Raw genomic sequence first — 26,149 nt, 5'->3', positions numbered from 1 at the left:
CTTTTGCTCGAATAGGGTTCACGTACCTACTCGGGGCTAAAAACTTAAAGGAGGTTGTTCAGGCCTCGCGCCTTGACCTCACCCACAGCGTCCTTGACAGCCTGAGCCTTGGAGCGCGGAGCGACCAACAGAGCATCGGGGGTATCCACCACAACGATGTCATCGAGACCAATGATAGAGATCTTACGGTCGGTGTTCGCAACAACAATGCCGGAGCAACCGTGGTTAATGACGTTGTCCTTCTCGCCGAGGATGGTCAGCTCTTCGCCGCTCTTCTCGGTGTTCAGGCGTGCCACGGCGTCGAAGTCTCCAACGTCGTCCCAGCTGAAGGAGCCGGGAACCATTGCAACGTCGCCTGCAGCTGCGGCAGGCTCTGCCACTGCGTAGTCAATAGCGGTCTTCGGCAGGGTCTCCCACACGCGCTCCATGACGGTCTCACGTTCGGGGGTGTCCCATGCGTTAGCAATCTCCATGATGCCCGCGTACAGCTCGGGCTCGTTCGCCTCGAGGTGCTTGAGCATCAGGGCTGCCGGTGCCACGAACATGCCTGCGTTCCAGGTGTACTCACCGGAATCCAGGTACTTCTGTGCGGTAGCGGTGTCCGGCTTCTCCACGAAGGTGTCCACCGCGTGAGCGTTGGGTGCACCCTCGATGCCCAGGGACTCGCTGGCGTGAATGTAGCCAAATGCGCTGGAGGGCTCGGTGGGGGTAATGCCGATGGTGACAATCTTGCCGGTTGCCGCGGTGATGACAGCCTCGGTCACCACGCGCTGGAACTCGTCCACCGGGCTGATGACGTGGTCAGCTGCGAAGGAGCCGATGATAGCGTCCGGTTCGCGGCGGTGGATGATGGCGCAAGCCAAGCCGATAGCTGCAGCCGAATCCTTGGGGGAGGGCTCCAGTACCAGGTCAGCGGCCCGCAGTTCAGGAATCTGCTGGGTAACCGCATTGGCGTGCGAAGTGCCGGTAACCACCATGACGGAACCGTTGCTGAGATCGATGAGACGGTCGTAGGTGTCACGCAGCAGAGAATTGCCCGACGAGGTGAGGTCGAGCAGGAACTTCGGGGCGTGCGCGCGGGACAGGGGCCACAAACGCGAGCCAACACCGCCGGCGGGAATGAGCGGGCGGAATCGAGTGAGTGCAGTATTCATCGCTTCAAGAATAGCGGGTCAATTTGTCATATATCGAATTCTTTTAGGTTTTAACAAAAAAGTGTCAGGCGGCTCTCATTTAGGCGATGTTTGAGGTTAGGTTAAGGTAAGTTCCGCACAAACACAGGGAAGTAGGCGATATGGTAATAAAAACATGCCCTAATTCACTTTTAGAACCTGTAAAAATTCCCTAAACAGGGTGTCAATAAGCTGTGAATTTACCTGATATCTTGGAAGTAACAGACGAACAAAAGCAGTCGGTGAGCACACAGCTGTGCCCGGAAGCTGAGGGTCACAATGACCCCTCAGAACCCGGAAGCTCGCCGTCGCAGCAGGAGGTTATTCAGTGTTGAATGGTTCTAAAGGAACCCTCTACCGCGGCCGCTGGGGCATGTGGTCCTGGGTTGCTCATCGCATTACCGGTATCGCGATTTTCTTCTTCCTTCTTGTACACATCCTGGATACTGCCGTCGTGCGTATCTCCCCGGAGGCCTACAACGGCGTACTGAGCCTGTACAAGAACCCCATCATGGGTCTGGGTGAGACCGCGCTTGTCGCCGCCATCGTCTACCACGCGTTCAACGGTATCCGCATTATCCTCATTGACTTCTGGGGTAAGGCAACCAACTCACACGTGGAGCACATCCAGGCGAAGAACAAGGACGGCAACGTCGAAATCAGCCAGAAGGCAACTTACACGCACATCAAGATTCTCTGGGTTGTGCTTTTCCTCTGGGCAATCACCGTTGCTGGCTTCGCAGCACGTCACCTGCCGATCGTTTTCTCGCACATGGGAGGTCACTAAACTATGGCTACTCCGCTTAAGCCCCGCACCTATGTACCCCGTCTGCGTGACAACCGCATCGACGGTGTGAAATACAACCGCTCCTCCTCCAAGCGCAACAACTTTGAGATGTTCGCTTGGCTGGGTATGCGCCTGTCCGGCGTCGTACTCGTCGTGCTGATTTTCGGCCACCTGTTCTCCAACCTCATGGTCGGCGACGGCATCCACGCCATCGACTTCGGCTTCGTGGGCGGCAAGTGGGCTAACCCCTTCTGGCAGGTCTGGGATCTGCTGTTGCTCTGGCTGGCTATGCTGCACGGTGCTAACGGCATCCGCGTCATCATCGATGACTACGCTGAGAAGGACCGCCTGCGCGTTTGGCTGAAGGTCATTCTCTTCGCAGCATGCGCATTCGTCCTGCTGGTTGGTACCCTCACCATCTTCGCGTTCGACCCCTGCCCCTCCGGCGCAGCGGCTGAACTGCTCCCCAGCTTCTGCTCGGCACGCTAACGGCGACGTATCCGAGACAAACGAAAACATCTAAAACACAGAAAGAACATCATGCAGGTACATAAGTACGATGTAGTGATCGTCGGTGCCGGTGGCGCAGGTATGCGTGCCGCCATTGAGGCCGGTCAGCGAGTTCGCACCGCGGTACTGACCAAGCTATACCCCACCCGCTCCCACACCGGTGCGGCACAGGGTGGCATGTGCGCCGCTCTGGCTAACGTTGAAGAGGACAACTGGGAGTGGCACACCTTTGACACCGTCAAGGGTGGCGACTACCTGGTTGACCAGGACGCAGCAGAAATCATGGCTAAGGAAGCTATCGACGCTGTGCTCGACCTGGAAAAGATGGGTCTTCCCTTCAACCGAACCCCCGAAGGCCGCATCGACCAGCGCCGCTTCGGTGGCCACACCCGTGACCACGGTAAGGCCGCTGTGCGCCGCGCATGCTACGCAGCTGACCGTACCGGCCACATGATTCTGCAGACCCTCTACCAGAACTGCGTTCGCCACAATGTGGAGTTCTACAACGAGTTCTACGTTCTCGACCTGATCCTGGTCAAGGACGAAGAGGGCAAGCCCCGCCCCGCTGGCGTCGTCTCCTACGACCTGGCAACCGGCGAGGTCCACGTCTTCCAGGCTAAGTCCGTGATCTTCGCATCCGGCGGTTGTGGCAAGATCTTCAAGACCACCTCCAACGCACACACCCTCACCGGTGACGGCATGGCTATCGCACTGCGTGCAGGCCTGCCCCTGGAGGACATGGAATTCGTTCAGTTCCACCCGACCGGTCTGGCTGGCCTGGGCATTCTCGTCACCGAGGGTGCTCGTGGTGAAGGCGGTATTCTCCGTAACGCTGACGGTGAGCGATTCATGGAGCGTTACGCACCCACCATTAAGGACCTCGCACCCCGCGATATCGTGGCACGTGCAATGGCAAACGAGGTGCGCGAAGGCCGCGGTTGCGGTCCCCACAAGGACTACGTGCTGCTGGACCTGACTCACCTGGAGCCCTCCCACATCGATGAGAAGCTGCCCGATATTACCGAGTTCGCTCGTACCTACCTGGCAGTGGAACCGCACCACCAGCCCATCCCGGTGTTCCCCACCGCGCACTACGCAATGGGCGGTATCCCCACCAACAACGAGACCGAGGTCTACCACAACAGCGAAGAGACCATCCCCGGCCTCTACGCAGCTGGTGAGGTTGCTTGTGTGTCCGTCCACGGTGCAAACCGTCTGGGCACCAACTCCCTGCTGGACATCAACGTGTTCGGTAAGCGTGCAGGCCGCAAGGCTGCAGAGTACGCAGCATCCGCTGAGTTCGTGCCGGTTCCGGACGACGCTGCAGATCGCGTTCTGAACATGCTCAACGGCATCCTCGAAGGCAAGGGCACCGAGAAGGTCGGCGCTATCCGCGCGGACCTGCAGAAGGCTATGGAAGCTGACATGCAGGTGTTCCGTACCGACGAGACCATCCGCGCAGCACTGGCAACCATTGCTGAACTGGAAGAGCGCTACAAGAACATCGCCATCCAGGACAAGGGCAAGCGCTTCAACCTCGACCTGCTCGAGGCTGTTGAGCTCGGCTTCTTGATTGAGCTGGCAAAGGTCATGTCCGTTGGCGCGCTGCACCGTAAGGAATCCCGTGGTGGTCACTACCGCGAGGACTTCCCCAAGCGTGACGACGTTAACTTCATGAAGCACTCGATGGTCTACCTCGACCCCGAATCCGAGTTTGAGGGTGTCAAGGGCCTGCGATTCGAAACCAAGCCCGTTGTCTACACCCGCTACGAGCCGAAGGAGCGTAAGTACTAAAATGGCTGAAAACGAACTCCCCGAACCGGAATCCGTCAAGCTGTTTGAGGGTATGACCGGCGGCGACTCCGACTCCATCCCCACGTACGATGTGGTCATCAAGATTCGTCGCTACAACCCGGAAGTTTCCTCCGAGGCATACTGGGATGAATTCCCGCTGACCATGTACCGCACCGACCGCGTGCTGGATGCTCTGCACAAGATTAAGTGGGAAGTAGACGGCTCCGTCTCCTTCCGCCGCTCCTGTGCACACGGCATCTGCGGTTCGGACGCGATGCGCATCAACGGCCGTAACCGCCTGGCTTGCAAGACCCTGCTGAAGGACCTTGACCTGTCCAAGCCGATTACCGTTGAGCCCATCAAGGGTCTGCCCTGCGAGAAGGACCTCATCGTTGACATGGAGCCCTTCTTCCAGGCATACCGCGAAATCATGCCGTTCTTCATCAACGACTCGAACGAGCCTGAGCGTGAGCGCCTGCAGACCATTGAGGACCGTGCACGTTTCGATGACACTACCAAGTGCATCCTCTGTGCAGCATGTACCTCGTCCTGCCCGGTCTTCTGGACCGACGGTCAGTACTTCGGCCCCTCCGCTATCGTGAACGCACACCGCTTCATCTTCGACTCGCGCGATGATGCAGGCGACCTGCGTCTGGAGATCCTCAACGACAAGGAAGGCGTATGGCGTTGCCGTACCACCTTCAACTGCACCGAGGCTTGCCCCCGTGGCATCCAGATCACCAAGGCTATTGCCGAGGTGAAGCAGGCAATCCTGAGCCGTTCGCTCTAATCTGAGTACGCGGTATCAGCTGATACAGCATTAACGATTCAAGCCGTCACCCACACCGGGTGGCGGCTTGAATTGTTTGACAGAAAAAGTCTGATGGAAATGATGGGGCAGAGCATTTTCAGGGGATTGGGAGCGCACAAAAACTCTTCACAATCTGTCATAAAGTCATAGATATTCTCGAGGGCTGTCAGAAAGGGGCAGCGGGTAGGTAAACCTCGGTGGGCGGCGTTATTCTACTGTGTATGGTTTTCGCTAATTCTCGCTACGATTTGTCCACCCCCGTCTTTGACGACTGGGTGGAGCGCATGATGGGTACCCTCGTGCAGTTCCGCCGCGAAGTGCACGCCAACCCGGAGCTTTCCTTCCGTGAGGTGGCGACCACTGAGCGCCTCATGAATCGACTGCGAGAAGCCGGCATGAACCCCGTCGCCTGCGAAGGTACCGGCTGCTACGTCGATATTGGAAGCGGCCCCTTCGCCGTGGCTCTGCGCGCCGATATTGACGCTCTGCCCATTGTTGAGCAGACCGATCTGCCCTACGCTTCTACCGTGCCCGGCGTGATGCACGCCTGCGGCCACGATATTCACCAGACCGTCATGCTCGGTGTGGCGCTGGCACTGCACGAGCTGAACGAGAAGACCCCGCTGGGCCGTAGCGTCCGCATTCTTTTCCAGCCCGCTGAGGAGCAGCTGCCCGGCGGTGCGGTGCAGATGATTTCGCAGGGTCTGCTGAAGGATATTCCGCGTGCTTTCGCTCTGCACTGTGACCCGAAGGTGGACCTGGGCCAGATCGGTACCCGTATCGGTGCGATTACTAGCGCATCCGACACCATCAAGATTCACCTGAGCGGTCACGGCGGCCACACTTCTCGCCCGCACCTGACCGAAGACCTCATCTACGCCATGAGCCAGATCGCTGTGCAGGTTCCCGCCGTGCTGACCCGCCGCACCGACGTGCGTTCGGGCGTGCTGGTCGCCTGGGGACAGGTCAGTGCCGGTGTTGCACCCAACGCTATCCCCGCCGAGGGTTACTTGGCGGGCACCATGCGTTGCCTGGACGTTGAGGTGTGGCGCCAGGCAGGCAACCTGCTGGACGAAGTGATTGAGCAGGTCGTTGTGCCCTTCGGCGTGACCGCGCGTGTGGAACACATCCGCGGCGTGCCGCCGGTTGTGAACACCGACCTGGAAACCACCATGCTCGAGAACGCAGCCCGCGCCGAGCTGGGCGAGGATTCCATCGTTTTGGTGGAACAGTCTATGGGCGGCGAAGACTTCGCATGGATGCTGCAGGAAGTTCCCGGCTCCATGTTCCGCCTGGGCACCCGCGCCCCCGGCGATCCCACCTACGATTTGCATCAGGGTGATTACGCCCCGAGCGAGCAGGCGATCGGTATTGGTGTGCGTGTTATGGCGGCAACCGCGCTACGTGCCGTCCGTTTTGAGCTGGCGAAGGCGGCGAAGGCGGCGAACCCCATCCGCGATGAGGCACGCTAAAGAGCTTTTCGAAAGCTTATTCTGCAGCCTTGAAGGCGCGACTCTATAGCCGCATTAAGCCTTGAAAAGTGTAGAAGTTTCACCCCGTTACCTCTCACCGAGTAGCGGGGTGAAACTCTATGCACGCGATAGAATTAAAAGGATTATGAGGACATTTGCGTCATGTTTCCGACCCCGTGCCCACACACCTGCGGGGATGAAGGAGGTGGCGCATCATCACACGGCGCACGCCGGAGGAGGACACCCAATGAGCTTCTTTGGAATCGGCAAGAAGAAGTTGGATGAGCAGTCGCGCGAAGAACAGAGTGCCGAAACTGCTAAGGTCCAGAAGGAACAGGTAAGCGAAGATGCTCCCAAGAGCGCGCGACTGAGCCAGAAGATTATGGAACAGCAGCAGTGGGAGGACTCCCTGCGCCGCTTCGTGAAGTCTGAAAGCACACGCCACCAGAACCACGATGAAGAGCAGAACGAAGAGCACCGCGCTGTTGAGGACCTCAAGCGCGCCCTCTTGCACGGCGATGAGAAGGTGGAAGAATCTTCCGCTACTGATGAGCTGACTGAGGATCAGGCTGAGGAGCAGGAGCGTCGTAGCCTACTGGCTGCGCTTGGTGCTTTCCCTCAGGAATCTGAAGAGCCTGTTGAGACCGAGCAGATTACTGAGGTCCAGGACGTTAAAGAAGAAGTCGCCCCGGTTGCTGAGGCAGCTAAGCCCGCTACCCCCGCATTCCTGCGTGATGACGAAGAGACTGAAACCGAGGACGCATCTGTAGAGGCTGAGGAACCTAAGGATGCCGCTGAGGACGCGCGTTCCCAGTTTGAGGAGCACCTGCGTGCTGTGCGTGCCCAGAACACCGAAGATACTGCCGCTGAGGTCGCTGAGGAGACTGTAGGCGAGGCAGAAGACAGCGAAGAACATGAGGTCGTCGAAGCATCTGTAGAACCCACCGACAACAAGTCTGAGAACGCTCATTCTGTATCTGAGCCTGCATCTGAGGATGCTCCCGCTGATGCTGAGGAGTCCCTGACCGTAGAAGACATGAAGGCTGCCCGTACCCGCGCCGCCGTCACCGAGGCACAGAACACCGGTCTGGACGACCTGGCGGCAGCCTATGCGGCACGCCTGGGCATCACCCTCGATAGCGAAGAGGAGACCTTTGGCGAGGTCGCCTCCGATGAGGTAATCGCTGAAGAAGCTCCTGCTGATGAGGTAGCTGCCGAGGAAGCAGAGTCTGCTGAATCTGTCGAAGACGCTGAGGCCTCTGAGGCACCCGCACCTGTTGCTGAGGTTTCTGAAGACTTCGAAGCCGAAGAGACCATTGACCTTACCGCAGGCGTAGAAGAGGCTGCAGAGCCTGTTGCCGCTGGTGAGGAAGAGCCGATTGAGGCCGTCGTTGAGGCACCCGAACTGCTGGCATCTGAACTTACTGAGGAAGAAGACGCGGTCTCTGATGAGACCGAGTTGCTCTCCGCTGTATCCGTTGAGGAGAAGCATGAAGCGCTCGAGGCTGAGGACTTCGACGCTGAAGAAGAGAACACCGCAGAGCTGATCTTTGACGCTTCCGCTGTTGAAGAAAGCACCGTGGAAGAAACCGCTACGGAAGAGCCTGCTACCAAGATTGAGGACTCCGCAGCTGAAGGTTCCGCTTCTGAGGAAGGTGAGCCTGCCAAGAGCGCCTCTGTAGCTCCTGCTCTTGTCGCTGTTGCTGCACCCGTGGCTGCTGCCGCTGCTGTTGCCTCCGCCGCAAAGGCTGAAAAGGCTGAGGAGAAGGCTGAGGAGAAGGCTGAGAAGGGCACCTCTCAGGGTGTCGCCCTGACCGCAGAGGCCATCGACAAGAAGGAAGCGGAGAAGCAGGAGGCTTCCGCTCGTGAAGAGCCCGCTGCAGAGTTGAAGGAAGCTGAGCAGAAGATTAGCGAAGACGAGGCTGAGCTGGTTGCCGAGTCCATCGTCCTGAGCGAGCCCGCCGAGGGCGCGGCAACCCTGCCCGCTCTCCCCAAGCAGCGCGCTCTCTACAGCCTGGCGGAGCTCATGCGTACCCGCGGTTCGGGCACCATGAGCCTGGAACTGCGCCAAGTAGATGAGGACATGCACTACCGTCTGCTGCACCGCGGCCGTGAGGTTGAAACCGGCATTGTGGTGCCCGGTGTTGACTGGTTCGCGCCCGTGGCGGCACTGTACACCGAGGCTCAGCAGGCTGGCGCAACCTGGAACCGTGCGGCGGTCTCCCTGAACCCGCGCCTGGGTGACGGCCTGGAGGTTCACGCATCCTACCTGGGTGCTGCGGACGGTCAGACTACCGACGAAAGCTTCCTGCTGGAAGGCTCCGCTGTCGAGGCTAAGCCCGTTGCGACCGCTGAGGCCGCTGAGGCTACCTCGCAGGATGAGCCTCAGGAAGCTGCTGTTCAGAGCGTTGACTCGGTTGAGGCTGAACGTGAGGCTATTGAGCGTGAGCTGGAGGCTGAGCTTGCTCAGAAGCAGGTAGCTAACGAGGTTGAGGCCGCTGTTGAATCTGCTGAAGAGCCTGCCTCTTCGGGCCTGGCGGCTGCTGCAGGTCTTGCTGCGGCCGGTACTGCTGTGGCTGGTTCTGCTGTCGCTTCTGCGCAGGAGAAGGAAGACGTAGAGGAGGCTGTTGAAGCTTCTGCCCAGCCTGCCCAGCCTGCCCAGGCTGAGTTTGCGCCGGTTGAAGCTGAATTCGAGCACGATTACGAGAACGACCCGGTCTTCGGTGCGGCTACCGTAGAGCCCGAGACTGAGCAGGCTGAAGAGTCTGCCGCTGAGGCATCTGAGGCTTCTGAGACCTCCGCTGAGGAGCTTGATGAGTCTGGCGAAGACATGGAAGCCGCCCTGGCTGCCATCGTTGCCAACGCTCAGAAGAAGCTGGATGCAGAGGAAGAAGCTCCTGCCGCTGAGGAAACTGCCGCAGTTGCTGAGGAAGCACCCGCTGAGGAAGCTTCGGCTGTCGAGGAACAGAAGGCTGCCGCTCCCGTGGTCGCAGAGTCCTTCACCCTGGACCGCACCCAGCCCGTTGAAGAAGCTGCAGAAGAGCCGGTCGCAGAGAGCTCCGAAGAACCCGCCCTGCCCGCGTTCTTGGACGACTCTGAACTGCTGCCCGAGAAGGAAACCTCCGCCGCTTCCGCTGAAGCGCCCGCCGAGGAACCTGCCCTCGTAGACGTTGAGCCTGCCGCTGAGAGCGCATCTGTGGCACCCGGCCTGGCTGGTGCTCTTGCCGCAGCTGCCGCAGTGGGCACCGCCGGTGCCGCTGCGAAGGCTACCGGCGTTCAGGAAGAGCCCGCTGAGAAGGTCGCTGAGCTCAAGATCGTTGAGGTGACCCCCGCAGCTAAGATTGCTGAGGCTCCCGTAGCGCTTGCGCCCGCCTCCGAGGCTACCGCTCAGACTGCACCGGCAGCACCTGTAGCAGAGGCGGCACCCGCTGCGGCGACCACCCCGGTTGCCCTGCCGGAGAGCACCCCGGCAGGTATCTCCTCCAGCATCTCGGCATCCGCGCTGAGCGAGCTCAACCAGCTGCCCACCATCGTGGCTGAGCCGGACACCCCCTCCGCCGCGGTGCAGAGCCCGCTGGTTCCCTCGGAGACTCAGCTGGCAGCCGGTAACCTGGTTCTGACCGAGGCTCAGGTCGCTCAGCGTCTGGCGCCGGTCGTCGAGCACCTCTTCGGCGAGAACGGCACCGCAAAGGACGCCACTACCGTGCTGATTCGTGTACGCGCCCTCGGTTCCTACTACGACGCCCTGACCCACGTGCGCCGCAACGGCTTCTGGGAGCAGGTCCGTACCTTCGAGCTGATTCCCGAAACCCTGCTGGACATTCCGGCGCTGAAGACCGACTCGTACAGCGAGGGCGAGGGCTCGCCGCTGGCTATGAGCCTGACCTTCACCCCGGGCGTGCCGGTTCAGGCGGCATTCGATTATGCGAATGAGCAGGCGTTTGTCACCTACCCGCGTCCGTTGGATGCTGAGCGTTACGTTGAGGAGCTGCGTATGTTCCCGCGTTTGGGTTCGAAGATCCCGGCTCATATGACGAGCGCGCTTTCGCACTGGAACCTCTAAAACCTTGTAAGGTGCGCCGCGCCGGCTCCCCGTGTGGGGGTCGGCGCGGCGCGCTATGTTTGTCATTTTTTCGATGAGGAAGATTGTTATGACTGATACCCCTAATACTCCTGAGGCTTCTGCGGTGCAGAACGTTCAGGACACTGCCGCCCGCGCGGCTGAAGCCTTTGGCACCCTGGTGGAAACCATGGCGCTGTTGCGCGCACCGGGCGGTTGCCCGTGGGATGCTGAGCAGACTCACGCCTCCCTCATCCGCTACCTGGTGGAGGAAGCCTACGAGGTTGTCGAGGCGGTAGAAACCGGCGGCGAGCCGAATATGCCGCTGTTGCGTGAGGAGTTGGGCGACGTGTTGCTGCAGGTGGTGTTCCATTCCGATATTGCTGCGGCAAACCCGCAGGGCTTCGACATTGTGCAGGTGGTTGAGGGCCTGGTGCAGAAGCTTCGTTCGCGCCACCCCGATGTGTTCGCGGCTGAGTCTGAGGGCTCTTCGGAGGCGCCCCGCACCGCAGCTGAGCAGCAGGCGGCGTGGGATGCGTTGAAGAAGAAGGAGAAGAGTGACCGTGGCGCGCTGGACGGTATTCCGCCGCATCTGCCGGCGCTCGCTATGGCTGAGAAGACTGCTGTGAAGGCACGTAAGGCGGGTATTATTCTGCCGCCGGAGCCTACGAGCATGGAGGACGACCTGCGCTATATGCACACTGAAGAGGAATTCGGCGAGCTGCTCTTTGCGTTGGTGAGCCGCGCACAGCGTAATGGTTTGGATCCGGAGCGTGCCCTGCGTTCGTACACTCGTCGCTATATTGCTCAGCATACGCATGATGAGCCGAGCTATTAGAAACGGTGGTTGAGTTCTTCTGTGAGGCGCTTTGAAATCTGTTCTCTGAGGGAATAAGAGGTTTCAAAGCGCCTTCTGTTTGTTTGGGGTTGTGTTGGGCAGCCGTGAGGATGCTCTTGGCACATACCCCGGCATTTGGGCTCATGTTGTGCTTTGGTCGAGTACCCACACCCTCCCAATGTGGGGGAGTGTGGGTCTTGTTCCGCTTTGTAGCGCCTGACTAAGGGTTATTTAGACCTTCAATAAGGCAATAAAAAAGCGGTGGCAACTAGTGTGTTTGTGTGGGAGTTTTGCTAGAATTTAGGGGACGCGACTTGTCCACTACCGGGTGAGCCGTTCACATCCTTGACATCTCATAAGGAGAACAATTCATGGCTGTTATTACCGCAGTTCACGCACGCCAGATCCTGGATTCCCGTGGCAACCCGACCGTTGAGGTTGAGGTTCTGCTCGAAGACGGTGCTTTCGCACGCGCAGCTGTGCCCTCGGGCGCATCCACCGGTGAGTGGGAAGCTGTTGAGCGCCGCGATGGCGACAAGTCCGTATACCTGGGCAAGGGTGTTCTGGGCGCAGTGAAGTCTGTTATCGAAGAAATCGCTGAAGAGGTCATCGGCATTGAGGCTTCCGACCAGCGCGCTGTTGATGCAGCCATGATTGCTCTGGATGCAACCAACAACAAGGGCAAGCTGGGCGCAAACGCAATCCTGGGTGTCTCCCTGGCTGTTGCTAAGGCTGCTGCTGAGTCCGCTGATCTGCCCCTGTACAAGTACCTCGGCGGCCCGAACGCTCACGTTCTGCCCGTCCCCATGATGAACATCCTCAACGGTGGTTCTCACGCAGACTCCAACGTTGATATCCAGGAGTTCATGATTGCTCCCATCGGCTTCGACAACTACTCTGACGCTCTGCGCGCAGGTGTTGAGGTTTACCACTCCCTGAAGTCCGTGCTGCACGACCGCGGCCTGGCAACCGGCCTGGGCGACGAGGGTGGTTTCGCACCCAACCTGGAGTCCAACGCAGCTGCACTGGACCTGATCGTTGAGGCAATCGAGAAGGCTGGCTACAAGCCGGGCGAGCAGGTTGCACTGGCACTGGACGTTGCATCCTCCGAGTTCTACAACGACGGTGCGTACGAGTTCGAGGGTCAGAAGAAGTCCGCAGCTGAGATGAGCGCATACTACGCTGACCTCGTTGCAAAGTACCCCCTGGTTTCCATCGAGGATCCCCTGGATGAGAACGACTGGGAGGGCTACAAGACCCTGACCGAGCAGATCGGTGACAAGGTCCAGATCGTCGGTGACGACCTGTTCGTGACCAACCCCGAGCGTCTGGCTCGCGGTATCGAAGAGGGTGCAGCTAACGCTCTGCTCGTGAAGGTGAACCAGATCGGTTCGCTGACCGAGACCCTCGACGCAATGGAGCTGGCACAGCGCCACGAGTACCGTTGCATGGTTTCTCACCGTTCCGGTGAGACCGAGGACGTCACCATCGCCGACCTGGCTGTTGCAACCAACGCTGGCCAGATTAAGACCGGTGCTCCCGCACGTTCCGAGCGCGTTGCTAAGTACAACCAGCTGCTGCGCATTGAGGAAGAGCTGGGCGACGCAGCTGTTTACGCTGGCAAGTCCGCATTCCCCCGCTTCAAGGCATAATGACGCCTGAAGACTTATAAGGGACGTTCCGCTGAACTTCCCTGAATAGACCGGGTCGAGCCCGATACATCGTGATGTAATTCATCACGTCATGTATTGTGGTTCGGCCCGGTTTTCTTTTCAGAAGCATATAATTTTATTTATACATATACTCACTCACACTTCGTACTTTCAGCTGGTTTAAGGCGTTATTGACGACTTAAACCTATGCACCCACTTGGTGCTTTTCGGCTACTCGGGTCGTACCTGACTATATCGTGATGTGATTCATGACAGATAGTTACGGTGCGACCTTATTTTTATGCCTTGATAGGACACCCAGATCTTTCCACTCAATTTCTTAAAGGACTGTCATGACTGTATGTTTTATGATCCTCGCCCATTCGCGACCTCAGCAATTTCTTGAACTCACCCGAATCATTAAAAACTCGGGTGGAGAAACAGTCGCTTTTATTGATAAAAAAGCTAATTTGCAGGAATTTGAAACTGCTGATGCTCATTTTGTAAGCCGCCGGTTTAACGTTAACTGGGGAGGTTATTCCCTGACACGTGCTATGCAGGTTCTGCTGCGTGAGGCTCTGCAAACCTACCCCGACGCTCATCACTATATTTTCTTGTCTGGCCAAGATTATCCGGCTCGTCCGCTCACTGAATACATTGAGTACCTAGGCCGAGAAGAGAACCGTGACCGATGCTGGATGAACTTCTACGCAATGGCACCTGGTACGCAGTTCTATACTGTTTTGAAGTACCCGCGTTCCTATGACTTGAAGGCGCGTTTGGGCAATAAGGTGTACGCCCTGGTTCAGAAACTTTGGGACGTATACTACTCTCGTCGGCCTCGCATGAAGTATCCGGTGCAGTTTTACCGTGGCTCTTCTTCTTGGGTTGTTTCTCGTGAAGGAGCGCTGGCAATGGTGAAATTCCTTGATTCCAATCAGGGCAAGGCTATGCAGAAGTTCTTGCGGAAAACCCACGTTTCTGATGAGATTTGGGGTGCCACTGCTCTCCTGAATTCTTCTGCGAAGGAACATGCTACCAACTGGGATACCGATGGTCAGCTTGTTCCTGGAACTATGAAGGAAGAGAACAAAGTTTATCACCATTACATTGATTGGGATCCTGAACGCGAGAACCCCGCTCTTCTAAATAGTGGTGATCTTGAGAAGATTGATGCGTCAGGTAAGTGGTTCATCCGAAAAGTTGATGCTGAAAAATCGCAGGATTTGCTCGATATTCTGCGTCAACGACAGATTTTATAATCCTCAGCTCCTGCCCCATCCGTGAAGAAAAGTGGTGCTACGAACCCGGTAGAATATGAAGGAAGCGTTTAGCGGCACAGAACGGAACGAGGGATAGAGCAATGAGCCAGCGAGCAAACCAGCAGACCCGGTCGCACTCTACGAGTTCCACTGCACCCGCTCAGGGCGCTACCGCCTCCGATGCGCCGCGTGGCGCCGCTAAGGAAGCCCGCACCTCCCTGATGAAAAAGGCTAGTGCCCTTTTCTTCGGCGTGGGCTTGAACCAGCGCCATCCTGAACGTGAACGTCAGGCGCAGGCTCGCCGTGAGGAGCGTGCCCGCCGCCGCGCCGCAGCCCAGCAGGGCAGTGAAGAGGGCGGATACGACGCCCCCGTGGCGGCTCATATGTTCTCCGGTCGTAGCTTCCTGACCGCTGTTGTGGTGGGCGTGATTGCGCTCGGTACCGCTTACCCGGTGGTCACCTACATTGACCAGGATCGGGAAATCAAGCAGATCAACACGCACATTTCCCAGCTGCAGCAGGAGAACGCCCAGCTGAAGGCGGAGCAGACCTGGTGGAACGACGACAACTACGTTCGTCAGCAGGCACGTAGCCGCCTCTACTATGTGAACCCCGGTGACACCCCCTACGTTGTCACCGGCATTACCGAGGACTCCACGAAGGCTGACGGTACTTCTGCGAATGCGAAGAACGCCCCCGAGGACGCCTGGACCACGAAAATCTGGGATTCTCTCGAAAAGAACTAGCTCCAGCCACCGGCAGGAACCCTGCCTTGGCAAGCACCCGGCACAAGCGGACGAGGTGACCCCTCGTTCCAGGAACTTAGGATTATGAGCACCGAAAACACCATTGAAGAGCTGAAGGCACGCACCCCCGGCGGCTTCGGCGTAACTGTTGAAACCCTGACCCCCACCGAGCAGGACATCCGCGTTCTCTCCGCGCAGCTGGGCCGTAAGGTCCGCGACGTGATTGAGATTCCGGCACGCTGCGTGTGCGGTAACCCGCTCGTGGCTGCTACCGCGCCGCGCCTGAGCAACGGCACCCCCTTCCCGACCGTTTTCTACCTGGCGCATCCGGTGATTACCGCTGCGGCTTCCCGCCTGGAGGCGGGCGGCCTGATGTACGAGATGACCGACTCGCTGGCTGAGGACGCGGACCTGGCGGCACAGTACGCTGCCGCGCACGAGAACTACCTGGCTGAGCGTGAGCGCATCCGCCTAATCAGCGGCACTGAAGAGGTCCCGGAGATTGACGGCATCTCTGCCGGCGGCATGCCGACCCGTGTGAAGTGCCTGCACGCCGTTATCGGCCACACCCTGTCGGTGGGGCGCGGCGTGAACCCGATGGGTGACCGCGGCCTGGACGCTATCGCCGAGTGGTGGACCCCCGAGGTCTGCTCCTGCGACCCCGCGTGGCGTGAAGAAGCCTAAATATTGATTCTGGTGCGCCCGCATCGTCTTGAAGGACGGTGCGGGCGCATAATAGATAGAAGAAAGAGCGCCGAAAAGCGAAAATTTTTCGCCTGCGGCGCTCGCGTTGCCTTTGGCACTGATTGGTATTGAAGACCTGAAAGGAACCCACCGTGCGCGTTGGTGCGATTGACTGCGGTACGAACTCTATTCGCCTGCTGATTGCTGATTCCACTACTGAGGTGGTGGACGGGGTCGAGAAGACTGTCCTGAAGGACGTTGTGCGTGAGATGCGCATTGTGCGTCTGGGCCAGGGCGTGGATGCGACCGGCTGGCTGGCGCAGGAGGCGCTGGACCGTACTTTCGCTGCGGCGCGTGAGTATGCGCAGCTGCTGAAGGAGCACGGCGCTGATTCGGTGCGTTTTGTGGCGACCAGTGCGACTCGCGATGCGGGTAACCGTCAGGTGTTCGTGGACGGTATCCGCGAGATTCTGGGCATTGAGCCCGAGGTCATCAGCGGTGATGAGGAAGCTGCGCTGTCCTTCGCAGGCGCGGTGCGCGCTGTCGGTTACGGCGATGGCGACACCCTGGTGTTCGACCTGGGCGGCGGTTCGACTGAGTTTGTGCTCGGCGACGAGTCGGGTGTGAAGGCTTCCCGTAGCGTCAATATTGGTTGTGTGCGCCTGACTGAGCGTCACATGCTCAGCGCTCCGGCGACCGAGTCGCAGATTGCCCGCGTTGAGGCTGATACTGACGAGGCTCTCGACGTGGCTCGTAAGACGGTTCCCCTGCAGAATGTGCGCCGCGTGGTGGCTGTGGCTGGCACCGCGACCACTGTGGCTGCCGCTGCGCTGGGCCTGGACCGCTACGATTCTGAGGCTATTAACGCTCAGAGCTTCTCGGTAGAGACCGTTCAGAAGACTGCCCGCTGGTTGGCTTCGCTGAACCGTACCGAGCGTGAGGAGCTCGGCTACATGCACCCCGGCCGGGTGGATGTGATTGGTGCCGGCGCGACGATTTACGCCCGCATCCTGACCCGTCTGAATGAGATGACTGATGGCGCCGTGGATTCGGTGACCGTCAGCGAGCACGACATTCTGGACGGTATCGCGCTGTCCCAGCTGTAGGCTTGAGCGCTCGCGTCGTGAACCAACGGTGGTTCACGACGCGGCTCAGCTTGAGGAGTTTTAATGGTTCGTTCTGAGCGTCGGCGAGGTATACCCCTGACCGGCTGGTCTGTTGCGCCGTCTTTCGCCTGTGCGTCTCGTGTATTTGGTGTGTGCGCCTCGGCGTTTTCTGTCGGAGGCGCTACTCGCCGCATCCGTAAGGGTGCAGCTTTGGGTGCTAGCGCCGCGTTGACTCTTCTGCCGTTGTGGACTCCGCTGGCGCCTACCGCTTGGGCGACGGACCCGACCCCTTCTGCTTCCCCGAGCCCGAAGCGGGAGGTGACGGCGACTCCTTCGCCGTCGGCTACTGCGGTGCCGAAGACTTCTGCGACTCCGAGTAAGGGCACGTCGACTACGAATGGTGATGATGTTCGTCAGCGTGAGTATTGGCTGAAGGAGTACGGTATTACGTCCTTGTGGTCGCAGGCTACGGGTAAGGGCGTGACGGTTGCTGTGATTGATACGGGCGTGGATGGTACTCACCCGGATCTTGAGGGTAATGTTCTGCGTGGTTATGACGCCTCGGGCGTGGGTAGCGAGGACGGCTGGAAGGGCCTGGGTGCTGAGCCGATGCACGGTACGGAGGTCGCTTCTCTGATTGCCGGTCACGGTCACGATACGCGGGGCTATTCTGCAATTGCAGGTCAGCCGGGTAAGCCGACCGGTGTGATTGGTGTAGCTCCCGATGCGAAGATTCTGCCGATTTCGCTGAATATGGGTACGACCGGCGGTAAGAGCATTGATGAGCAGATCCCGGCGGCGGTGCGTTACGCGGTCGATAATGGGGCTCAGATTATTAACATGTCGATTGGCTCGAATAAGACGAGCTGGCCGCAGAGCTGGGATGAGGCGTTTGCCTACGCTGAGCAGAAGGGCGTGCTGATTGTTGCGGCTGCGGGTAACCGCGGTAGCGGCTTGACGCAGGTTGGTGCTCCGGCGACGATTCCTGGCGTGTTGACGGTTGGTGGTATTGACCGGAAGAAGGCTGTTGCTGAGGGCTCGTCGACTCAGGGCATTTCGATTGCTGTGGTTGCTCCGAGTACGGATATGATTGCGGCTGCTCCGGGTAATGGGTACATGATTTGGTCTGGTTCTTCGGCTGCTGCGCCCTTGGTGACGGGTGTTGCGGCGTTGTTGAAGCAGAAGTATCCGAAGGAGTCTGCGGCTCAGTTGGCTCAGCGTTTGATTGCTTCGGCTGATGATGCTGGCGTGACGGGCCGTGACCCTTTGTATGGTTACGGTATTTTCAATCCGCAGGATGCAATGGCTTTGGCGGCGCCTACGGTGACGGCGAATCCGTTGGGTTCTATTTCTGAGTGGATTGCGGTGCATCGTAAGCGGCAGGTGAGCGATCCGACTCCTAGCGATGCTGCGCCGGTCCATGAGGAGGGTGAGAGCATTGTGAAGGCGGCGGCGCCGGATGCGCGTCGCCCTCCGGAGGATCGTGGCTGGTTGCCACCGGTGATTTTGGCGGCGCTGGTGTTGTGGCTGACGATTATTACGGCTGGTTCTGTGCATCGTTTGCACAGGATGCATGTGAGCGCGGGGCAGGCTGCGCGGATGGCTCGTGCGGCGGCGCATCATCCGGGGTCTCATCGGGGTACTCGCCGGACCTCTCGTTAGTACTGTTTGATGACGTTTTTCTGTTGTACAGTGGCTTTTCTGTTCGCCCGGGGCTGACTTTTGAGTTGGCCCCGGGCTTTATTGTTTGGGTTGGGGGTTCTGGCAGGATAAGCAGTAATAAACGAAAATATCGAACACGCCGCGTAAAAATCAGAAAGGGTGTTTTTGACCGTAACCACCATTAAGGGGTGAACCCCGTTCAGATGCGCAAAACTTTTAACTTAGGGTGCGCCCTGAGACGGCATAAGTGCGAAATTACCTAAACAAAGGCGTAAAATAGAAGATAACAGGTATGTGATAGACAGGCTCGTGCTGCTAGCCACTTCGCGTTGCGCAAGGACTTCCAGAGCGGGCCGCTTTGTTCGTCAGGGGAGCTTTCGGAACGACCCGAAAGTTGCACATACCACCCTACCGGGGCTACCGAACCTCGGTACCTAAAGACTAGGAAGTAACAAAATGGCATTCACTAAGGTGGCACAGGACCGTCCTCGCGTCCTGATCGTCGGTGGCGGCTACGTCGGCTTCACCGTTGCTAAGAAGATCCAGAAGGCTATCAAGGAGACCGGTGGCGTTGTCACCATCGTTGAGCCGAACCCCTACATGACTTACCAGCCCTTCCTCCCCGAGGTTGCAGCAGGTTCCATGGAAGGCCGTAACGCAACTGTGCCGCTGCGCCAGCACCTGCGCGACACCGAGCTGATTCCGGGCCGTGTTGTCTCCATCGACCACGCAAACCGCACCGCTGTTGTGGAGCCCACCGACAACGGTGAGCCCTTCGAGCTGAAGTACGACGAGATCGTCCTCGGCGCAGGCGCAGTGACCCGTGCATTCCCGATTCCGGGTCTGGCAGAGGTTGCTATCGGTCTGAAGACCATTGAAGAGGCAGTTTCTGTTCGTAACTGGGTTCTGGACCGCATTGAGGTTGCATCCATGCTCAGTGATGCTGAGGCACGTCGCCGTGCCCTGACCTTCGTCATTGTTGGTGGTGGCTTCGCTGGCGTTGAGACCATCTCCGAGCTCGAGGACATGGCACGCGTTGCTGTTGAGCGCAACGAGCGTCTTTCCGTTTCCGACCTGCACTTCGTCATGATTGAGGCTGCACCGCGCATCATGCCCGAGGTTCCCGCAGACCGTGCAGAGAAGGTCGTTGCAGAGCTGCGTGCGCGCGGCATCGAAATCCTGCTGAACACCTCCCTCTCCGACGCAACCGACGGTAACCTGCAGCTGATTAACATGGCTGACAAGTCCCCCGCAGGCGAGATCAAGACCGACACCCTGATCTGGACCGCAGGCGTGGCAGCATCCCCGATGCTGAAGAACACCGACTTCCCGATTGACGAGCGTGGCCGCGTTCGCGTGAGCGCAGACCTGCGCGTCACCGGCGACGACGGCGTGGTTGAGGGTGCTTGGGCTGCAGGCGACAACGCAGCTGTTCCGGATCTCTCCGGTGGCGGCGTGGGCGGCTTCTGCGTTCCCAACGCTCAGCACGCTTCCCGCCAGGCTGTTGTTCTGGCTAAGAACCTGCTGGCTGCTCGCCGCGGCGAGCCCCTGACCGACTACTACCACGAGACCATTGGTGTTGTGGCAGGTCTGGGCCTGTGGAAGGGCGTTGCAAACTTCAAGGGCAAGACCATTGGCGGCCCGCTGGCATGGATCATGCACCGCGGCTACCACGGCTCTGCAATCCCCACCACCGAGCGTACCGTTCGCGTTATGACCACCTGGGCTCTGAACCAGATCTTCGGTCGCGACACCTCCTCGATTCGCCACCAGCGTTCCCCGCGCCTGGCATTCCAGGAAGCAACCGGTACTGCACCGGCACGCCAGAAGGCAAAGCTCTAAAATAGCCTGACTTGGGGTCTATCTTCCTGAGATAGTGCACCTGAGATAAAGTAACGGGCGGTGTGGAAGACTTCGGTCTTCTGCACCGCCCGTTTGCGTTCCCGGAAACTCATTAGCTACCCAGTTTAGCCACCCACCAGTGCTTTTGCGTGGTGATTGCTGCGGCGGGGCGCGGGGAACTGTTTGAAATGTGTCTCTGCTTAGGCTCGGGTGCGTTTTCGTGGAATAATAGGTGTTTGTGCCCCGAACTGTTCGGGATACGCCCTCATAGTCCAATTGGCAGAGACAGAGGACTTAAAATCCTTGTGTTCTGGGTTCGAGTCCCAGTGGGGGCACTGCATAGACACGCGTAGATGCGCGGTATAGATAGGCGGCGGCTCTTCCCGTAGGGGAGGAGTCGCCGCTCGCGTGTTTGAAGGTTTACATGTCTGGGTTTTGGGGGGGTAAAAGACGATGCCCCCGACCAGTTCGGTTGCCATGGGGATGCCCACCTGCTCGAAGGAAGCGATGGTACCCGCGGGCTCCACGCTCAAAAACGCCCGCATACCGTCTTCCGGAGCTTAAAAACGTGAGACCCTAGAAGAGACGCAGCCACAGATGCACCCCAGCCTGAATGGGGCAGCAGAGTCAGAAAGGCACAGCATGCAGACTATACCCTCCATCATTGCTGTCGATATGGACGGCACCTTCCTCACCGACTCCAAAACTTTCGACACCGAACGGTTCGCGCGCATCCTGCCCCGCCTGCAGGCGCAGGGGATCCACTTCGTCGTGGCGAGCGGCAACACCCATGCCAAACTGCAGGACTATATGCGGGGCTTCGAAAACCAGGGCCTCACCTACATTGCTGAGAACGGCGCGTACCTCGCTGATGACAGCGGCCAGCTTGCCGTGCATCCCTTCCTGGATGAAGACGTGCCGCGCGTCATTGAAATCGTTCAGGGGCTAGACCAAATCGGTCTGCTGGTGTGCACCACCGAAGGTATTTACCTGCCCAAGGATCGTTGCGACCAGATTGTGCACATGATTCGCGGCTATTTTGAAGACACCGGTCAGGAACTCCCCGAAACCCTCACCCTGGAGGACTTTGCGGCGTTCTTCTTCCCCGGCTCGGTCATGGTTGACTCTATTGAAGATTTTGAGGGCTCACCTATTAAGTTCCCGCTGCTGACCCCGCCGAAGCAGACGCAGCAGTTGAGCGTCTACCTGCGTGAGGCTCTTCCGCAGACCGTCACCCCGGTGGTGAGTGGCTTCGGTGCCATTGACCTGGTGCGTACCGGTGTCAATAAGGCGACCGGTCTGAAGGACCTATGCGAGCGTCTGGATGCTGATCCGGCGGGCATTCTTGCCTTCGGTGACGGTGAGAATGACATGGAGATGCTCCGCTATGCGGGCTGGGGTGTTGCTATGTCTAACGCCCCGGAGGTTGTGCGGAATGCTGCTGACGAGGTGATCGGCTCGAACGAGGAGCAAGCAGTTCTGGATTATCTGGAGCAGCTCCTGGATCGTTTGGAAGCTTCGCAATAGAGACTTCACGAAGAGGCACACAGAAGCGTTTGCGTGCGGGGCGGTGTGGACTTGGGTGAACCTCAGGTAAACACCGCCCTGAAATATTCTGGCAAGGTCGCCAGATGCGCTTGCTGGTAACGAACAGCGCCCGTGAGCGCAGAATCTATCCGATAGAATTAACAAGAATTAGTTTTGTCCCCGTATGAAGGAGAGAATGATGGCGGGAAATCCGCTTCTGAATTCAATGACGAAGAATGCCACTCAGGGTGACTCTCGTTTCGGTCGCTTTGGTGCGCAGTCTCAGCAGAACAACCAGCAGGCGTACGGTCAGCAGCAGGGCTACGGCCAGCAGACTTACGGTCAGTACGGTCAGCAGTCCTACGGCCAGTACGGCCAGCAGGGCTACGGTCAGAACGCATACGGTCAGCCCCAGTACGGTCAGCAGCCCTATGGTCAGCAGTACGGCCAGCCCCAGTATGACCAGCAGGCACAGTACGGCCAGCCGTACGGTGAGGCTGACTACGGCGTAGCGGCTCCCACCTACTCGGAGCCCATTTCCGCAGGTGAGCGTCTGACCATGAACGATGTCATGGTCAAGACCGGTATCAACCTGGGTCTGGTCGCTGTCGGTGCCGCCGTTGCATGGCATGCACCGGTGCTGCTGCTCCTGGGCATGGTTGGCGGCCTGGTGCTGGGTCTGGTGAACTCCTTCAAGAAGAAGGTTTCCCCGGTCCTGGTCATGACCTACGCGCTCATGGAAGGCCTGCTGCTCGGCGGCCTGTCCGCAGTTGTGGATATGCGCTACCCCGGCGTGGCAATTCAGGCGGTTCTGGCAACCCTCGCGGTCGCAGGTACCACCCTGGCTCTGTTTGCGAACGGTAAGTTGCGCGCAACCCCCAAGCTGAACAAGATCTTCATGATTGGCGCTATCGGTTACATGGCGTACGGCCTCATCTCGATTCTGGGTGCGGGTATCTTCGGTTCCTCGCTGAACAGCTTCTCCATCGGCGGTATTCCGCTGGGTCTGGTTGTTGGTCTGTTCGCTGTTGCGCTGGCAACCTACTCGCTGCTGCTGGACTTCACCACCACCTCCGAGGCTGTGGAGGCGGGCCTGCCCGAGCGTGAGTCCTGGCGCCTTGCTTTCGGCCTGACCGCTTCTCTGGTCTGGCTGTACGTTGAGATTCTGCGCGTTCTCATGTACCTGGCAAGCATCTTTAGCAACGACTAAAGCTCACTTTGAGGCGGCGGTACCGTGATGGTGCCGCCGCCTTTGCCGCTTTACTTCCCCGGTGCATCGAGGCGCGGGGAGAGCACACAATAACAACACCACACACCGCCTCCGATGGGGTAGCTGAAGCTACCCCGCACGAGTGCGACACCGATAACGATTTGGAGACACCGTGAAAATTACACCTGTTGCAGAAGAACATGTAGCCGAGGAGGAGCGCGGCTACCGGGTTCCTTTTGCCATGGAAGTTGCCGGTGCTTGGGCGTGGCGCATCATTATGATTGCCGGTGCCGGCTGGATCCTATGGAAGGGTCTGGGGCACGTCTCCCTGCTGGTTATTTCTCTTCTGGTGGCTTTGCTTCTGGCGGCTCTGTTGAGCCCCGCCGTGATGCTTCTGCGTAAGAAGGGTGTTCGTGCCGGTGGCGCGGCGGCTATTGCCGAAATCGGTATGATTCTGGTGCTCGCCGGTATTATTTCGCTGACCGGTCAGCAGATTCTGCGTGGTTTTGTGTCCATGGCGGATAAAGCGGTGCAGGGCTACCAGCAGCTGATTGGTTGGTTGAAGAACCTCGGCTACGAGTTCGGTGCCGACCAGATGAACCAGCTGTTGGATCAGATGGAGAGCGCTGTAACCAATAACCCCAGCTCCGTGCTGCACGGTGTGTCTCAGGTGGGTTCGACTGCGGCTGAGGTTGCGACCGGTACCCTGCTGACCCTGTTTACCCTGGTCTTCTTCCTGATGGAGGGCGAGCGTATCTGGCTGTTCGTCACCCGCCTCTTCCCGAAGGATGCGCGTGCCGCGGTCAACGGTGCGGGTCGCGCGGGCTGGAAGTCCCTGGGTGCGTACGTGCGCGTTCAGATTCTGGTGGCGGCTATTGACGCTATCGGCATCGGTATTGGTGCCGCAATTCTGGGTGTTCCGCTGGCTATCCCGCTGGGCGTGTTGGTCTTCCTCGGCTCTTTCGTTCCGGTGATTGGTGCCCTCATTTCCGGTGCTGTGGCTGTGCTGTTGGCGCTGGTTGCTCTGGGGCCGGTGCAGGCGCTGATTATGCTCGGTATTGTTCTGCTGGTTCAGCAGCTCGAATCCCACATTCTGCAGCCGCTCATTATGGGTAAGGCTGTCTCCCTGCACCCGCTGGCGGTTATTTTCTCGGTGGCTGGTGGATCCATGATTTTTGGTGCGGTGGGTGCTCTGTTCGCTGTGCCGACTCTGGCTGTGGTCAACGCGGTGGTGCGTTACCTGGCGAACCGTGACTGGGAGAAGGAAGCACCTCGTGAGGAGGAGTTCCTCTTCCCGCACGAGGTGGCTCGCCGCGAGCAGGCTGAGGAGAAGGCCCAGGAACGGCAGGAGAGCGTCAAGAATCTGGCCTCCCGGGTGCCGAGCCGTCAGAAGGCTGAGGAGCCTGAGAACCAGGCTTCCGAGGCTTCGGACTCCTCCGAAGACTAGGGGCCTGCATCGAGCGGGAGGTTTTGGCGTAGGGCACCCCGCCACCCTCGATAACGCACCGCTAACTCGTCCCGGCGATACCGCCGGCCGCGATGCCGTCTACGGCGGTGTCTCGCCAGGGGGCTACTTGCGACCGGGTAGCCCCCTTCGCTGTACCCATCCTCTAAAATGGGATGAGCAATAATACATCACCATCCCGCGCCCGCGGGACAACGCACCGTCAGAATGGAAAACCCGTGAGCGTAGATCTCGACTCCCTGCCCGTGACCATTACCGATATTGAACGTGCCGCAGAGCTGCTCGAAGGCGTTATTGAACGCACCCCGGTCGCCCATTCGCGTGCCCTGAGCCAGCGCCTGGGTTCCGAGGTGTTCTTCAAGTGTGAGAACCTGCAACGCGCCGGTTCGTTCAAGGTGCGCGGCGCGTATGTGCGCATGGCAAAGCTCTCCGAGGAGGAGAAGAAGCGCGGCGTCGTGGCGGCGAGTGCAGGTAACCACGCTCAGGGTGTGGCTCTGGCTGCTGACCGTCTGGGCATTAAGGCTCGCATTTACATGCCGCTGGGTGCGGCACTGCCTAAGATTACCGCAACCCGCGATCACGGCGCTGAGGTTGAGCTGCACGGCCTGACCGTGGATGAGGCTCTGGCGGAGGCGAAGCGCTACGCCGAAGAGACCGGCGCGGTGTTCGTGCACCCCTTCGACAATGAAGACATTATTGCCGGCCAGGGCACCATCGGTCTGGAAATCCTGGAGCAGGTTCCGGACGTTGACACCGTGATTGTGGGTGTTGGCGGCGGCGGTCTGCTGGCTGGTCTGTCCGCTGCTATCCGCGCGAAGGAGCAGAAGCTCGGTAAGAAGATCAAGATTATTGGTGTTCAGGCGGAGCACGCGGCGGCGTACCCGCTGTCGCTGGCTGCGGATGCTCTGGTGCCGCTAAAGAAGGTTTCCACCATTGCTGATGGTATTGCGGTGGGTCGCCCCGGCCAGATGCCTTTCTCCATCATCAAGGAGCTGGTAGACGATGTGGCGACCGTGAGTGAAGACGATATCGCTCGCGCCCTGATCTTCCTGATGGAACGTAACAAGCTTGTGGTGGAGCCTGCCGGTTCGGTGCCCGTGGCTGCGCTGATGAACGGCAAGCTGAAGGAAGAGTACGGCGACCTGGGTACGGTCGTGTGTGTGCTCTCCGGCGGCAATATTGACCCGATGCTGATGCTGAAGGTGATTCAGCGCGGTCTGTCTGCGGCTGGCCGCTACATGACCGTGAAGATGATGCTGTCTGACCGTCCGGGTGAGCTGGCGACCATTTCCCGCATTATTTCTGAGAATGATGCGAACGTGACCGGTGTGGATCACACCCGTGTGGGTGGTTCGCTGTCCATGGGTGATGTGTCGATTACCATCGACATGGAAACCAAGGGCGTGGAGCATTGCCGCCAGGTGATTTCTGCCCTGGAGGATGAGGGTTTCAAGCCCATCATCGTCTACTAAGCCGATATATTTATTAGCCGACGAGCTATAGCGTTGCCTCGAATCGGAAGGGTGGAGGCAACCAGATAGGCGCACGC

Annotated in this window: 19 protein-coding genes and 1 tRNA gene; 19 read left to right on the top strand and 1 reads right to left on the bottom strand. The window is 59.0% G+C overall.

The genetic code is table 11. The annotated features are described in order from the left end of the window. Positions 1–44 precede the first annotated feature (44 nt). Positions 45–1,154, bottom strand: a complete 1,110-nt coding sequence (locus HMPREF2682_RS07735; RefSeq protein WP_049346824.1) for a mannose-1-phosphate guanylyltransferase — start codon at positions 1,152–1,154, stop codon at positions 45–47. 346 nt (positions 1,155–1,500) lie between these two features. On the opposite strand from HMPREF2682_RS07735, the gene sdhC reads away from it, so the two are divergent. The 19 genes from sdhC to ilvA all read left to right on the top strand — a co-directional run bounded on the left by sdhC (position 1,501) and on the right by ilvA (position 26,072). Continuing rightward, a complete protein-coding gene (sdhC, locus tag HMPREF2682_RS07730; protein WP_005506819.1) occupies positions 1,501–1,959 on the top strand; it encodes a succinate dehydrogenase, cytochrome b556 subunit in 459 nt (152 codons plus the stop codon). 3 nt (positions 1,960–1,962) lie between these two features. Beyond that, positions 1,963–2,448, top strand: a complete 486-nt coding sequence (locus HMPREF2682_RS07725; protein ID WP_005506820.1) for a succinate dehydrogenase hydrophobic membrane anchor subunit — start codon at positions 1,963–1,965, stop codon at positions 2,446–2,448. 51 nt (positions 2,449–2,499) lie between these two features. Beyond that, complete coding sequence (gene sdhA / locus HMPREF2682_RS07720; RefSeq protein ID WP_005506821.1) at positions 2,500–4,263, top strand: succinate dehydrogenase flavoprotein subunit; 1,764 nt, start codon at positions 2,500–2,502, stop codon at positions 4,261–4,263. 1 nt (position 4,264) lies between these two features. Further along, complete coding sequence (locus HMPREF2682_RS07715) at positions 4,265–5,053, top strand: succinate dehydrogenase iron-sulfur subunit (protein ID WP_005506828.1); 789 nt, start codon at positions 4,265–4,267, stop codon at positions 5,051–5,053. Positions 5,054–5,295: 242 nt separating this feature from the next. Continuing rightward, entirely contained in the window at positions 5,296–6,546 is a 1,251-nt protein-coding gene (locus HMPREF2682_RS07710) for an amidohydrolase (RefSeq protein ID WP_070833046.1), read from the top strand. Between the two features lie 247 nt (positions 6,547–6,793). Then, the gene (locus HMPREF2682_RS07705) at positions 6,794–10,609 is read left to right on the top strand and encodes an ornithinee aminotransferase (RefSeq protein ID WP_070832925.1); all 3,816 of its coding nucleotides are present in this window, start codon (positions 6,794–6,796) and stop codon (positions 10,607–10,609) included. 88 nt (positions 10,610–10,697) lie between these two features. Next, a complete protein-coding gene (locus HMPREF2682_RS07700; RefSeq protein ID WP_070676099.1) occupies positions 10,698–11,444 on the top strand; it encodes a nucleoside triphosphate pyrophosphohydrolase in 747 nt (248 codons plus the stop codon). 371 nt (positions 11,445–11,815) lie between these two features. Further along, positions 11,816–13,096, top strand: a complete 1,281-nt coding sequence (gene eno, locus HMPREF2682_RS07695) for a phosphopyruvate hydratase (protein WP_049341512.1) — start codon at positions 11,816–11,818, stop codon at positions 13,094–13,096. A 353-nt stretch (positions 13,097–13,449) separates the two neighbouring features. Further along, the gene (locus HMPREF2682_RS07690) at positions 13,450–14,358 is read left to right on the top strand and encodes a beta-1,6-N-acetylglucosaminyltransferase (RefSeq protein ID WP_080973343.1); all 909 of its coding nucleotides are present in this window, start codon (positions 13,450–13,452) and stop codon (positions 14,356–14,358) included. A 101-nt stretch (positions 14,359–14,459) separates the two neighbouring features. Beyond that, complete coding sequence (locus HMPREF2682_RS07685; RefSeq protein ID WP_049358310.1) at positions 14,460–15,104, top strand: septum formation initiator family protein; 645 nt, start codon at positions 14,460–14,462, stop codon at positions 15,102–15,104. Between the two features lie 84 nt (positions 15,105–15,188). Next, positions 15,189–15,788, top strand: coding sequence for a DUF501 domain-containing protein (locus tag HMPREF2682_RS07680; protein WP_049341514.1), 600 nt, complete (start codon positions 15,189–15,191; stop codon positions 15,786–15,788). Between the two features lie 152 nt (positions 15,789–15,940). Continuing rightward, positions 15,941–16,894: a Ppx/GppA phosphatase family protein gene (locus HMPREF2682_RS07675; RefSeq protein ID WP_070832921.1), complete on the top strand. Its 954-nt coding sequence runs from the start codon at positions 15,941–15,943 to the stop codon at positions 16,892–16,894. Positions 16,895–16,957: 63 nt separating this feature from the next. Then, the gene (locus tag HMPREF2682_RS07670; RefSeq protein ID WP_070832918.1) at positions 16,958–18,556 is read left to right on the top strand and encodes a S8 family peptidase; all 1,599 of its coding nucleotides are present in this window, start codon (positions 16,958–16,960) and stop codon (positions 18,554–18,556) included. Positions 18,557–19,012: 456 nt separating this feature from the next. Next, positions 19,013–20,398, top strand: coding sequence for an NAD(P)/FAD-dependent oxidoreductase (locus HMPREF2682_RS07665; protein ID WP_005506850.1), 1,386 nt, complete (start codon positions 19,013–19,015; stop codon positions 20,396–20,398). Positions 20,399–20,659: 261 nt separating this feature from the next. Continuing rightward, positions 20,660–20,733, top strand: a tRNA-Leu gene (locus HMPREF2682_RS07660). A 307-nt stretch (positions 20,734–21,040) separates the two neighbouring features. Then, positions 21,041–21,925 (top strand): Cof-type HAD-IIB family hydrolase, encoded by an 885-nt coding sequence (locus HMPREF2682_RS07655; protein WP_083321776.1) that lies wholly within the window; start codon positions 21,041–21,043, stop codon positions 21,923–21,925. 199 nt (positions 21,926–22,124) lie between these two features. Beyond that, complete coding sequence (locus tag HMPREF2682_RS07650; RefSeq protein ID WP_070832913.1) at positions 22,125–23,135, top strand: Bax inhibitor-1/YccA family protein; 1,011 nt, start codon at positions 22,125–22,127, stop codon at positions 23,133–23,135. 172 nt (positions 23,136–23,307) lie between these two features. Next, entirely contained in the window at positions 23,308–24,582 is a 1,275-nt protein-coding gene (locus HMPREF2682_RS07645; RefSeq protein WP_070832910.1) for an AI-2E family transporter, read from the top strand. 236 nt (positions 24,583–24,818) lie between these two features. Continuing rightward, entirely contained in the window at positions 24,819–26,072 is a 1,254-nt protein-coding gene (ilvA, locus tag HMPREF2682_RS07640) for a threonine ammonia-lyase (protein WP_049358314.1), read from the top strand. Positions 26,073–26,149 lie beyond the last annotated feature (77 nt).

Source organism: Rothia sp. HMSC061D12 (assembly GCF_001836735.1).
Taxonomy (GTDB): Bacteria; Actinomycetota; Actinomycetes; order Actinomycetales; family Micrococcaceae; genus Rothia.
The sequence above is the reverse complement of the archived record's forward strand: the minus strand, read 5'-3'. Positions and strand labels throughout refer to the sequence as shown.